A 1,183-nucleotide genomic window follows, 5' to 3' on the forward strand; every position below is an offset into this window, starting at 1 on the left:
GAAAAGGAACCTTGGTTTGAGCCATACAAAATCTATACGTTGGAAATTTCCCAAAGAAAAAGTATTCGAAAATTAATCGTAAAATTAGAGATGTTAAAGATTCAAACAAATGAGGAAAAGAGAAATGAATTCTTATATGAATTAGATCGGCGATTATTTGACTTAAATCCGAATAGAATTAGAAATAGAAAAACGAGCCCGAATTAAAGGCTCGTTTGCTTATTTTTTATAAACTTTTACAGTAACTGTTTTAACTCCCCATTTTTGGGCATTTTTCTGACTTGGGATAAATACATCAATTTTATTTCCTTTTAGTGAACCGCCAGTATCTCCAGCAATTGCATAGCCGTAGCCTTCTACATATACTTTAGAACCTAGTGGAATTACTTTTGGATCCACAGAAATAACTTTTGCTTTTGGATTCTTTTTTAAATCTATACCAGTAGCCGTTTTACCACTACATCCTTTACAGCTACCAGTGTAAGCTGTAGCTTTCATTTTAATTACTTTATAAGGTGTAGCAGCTTTTTTAGCTGTAGTTTTTTTAGTCGTTGTCGTTTTTTTCTTAGTTGCAGGTTTAATTTGCAATACTTGATTTACTTTAATTAGGTCTGATTTTAAATGATTCCAAGATTTAATCTGAGAGACTGTTACCTTTTGTTTTTTTGCGATAGCAGATAAGGTATCTCCAGATTTAACTTTATAAGTTGCTGCGTATGTATTTGTCGTAAATCCCATTGTTAGAATAACAGTAGTAACAAAACATGTCATTAATTTTTTCATATTTCCCGCTCCTGTCCATCTTCTATGTATAATACTTTACCATGGGAATGTGACAGTAAGATTTCAGTAGTTTTATTTTATGTTACAAATATATTACCTTTTTTTATAATTTTCTATAAATTCTGCATAATAGTTACAGTTTATTTCGACATACTTCCAATTTAAGAATGTTCGTCGCTGAATTATAAGCCAAGATGCTTGATTTTAAAGGGCTGAAGAGATTAATTGAAAAGTTAATAGGGAGAAAGTTAAACAGTAAAAACTTTTCAATAAGGTAATAAATAGTATAGAAAAACATACTTTTTTAGGACAATTGAGATGGTTTTTATTAATTTAGAATTAAAAACTATGTAACAATTAGTGAAGTTTTGTAATATTTACTGTAAATTTAATGTTATAC

Annotated in this window: 2 protein-coding genes; one reads left to right on the forward strand and one right to left on the reverse strand. The window is 29.3% G+C overall.

What is annotated here, in order from left to right; translation table 11 throughout:
• The coding region (locus tag CN514_RS26260) for a hypothetical protein (protein WP_217993964.1) at positions 1–207 on the forward strand (207 nt) is incomplete at its 5' end.
• 12 nt (positions 208–219) lie between these two features.
• Here CN514_RS26260 and CN514_RS24565 read toward each other — a convergent pair.
• Positions 220–783, reverse strand: coding sequence for a 3D domain-containing protein (locus tag CN514_RS24565; protein WP_098234805.1), 564 nt, complete (start codon positions 781–783; stop codon positions 220–222).
• Between the last annotated feature and the right edge of the window lie 400 nt (positions 784–1,183).

Origin of the sequence: Bacillus sp. AFS001701 (assembly GCF_002559405.1) — a bacterium.
GTDB lineage: Bacteria > Bacillota > Bacilli > Bacillales > Bacillaceae_G > Gottfriedia.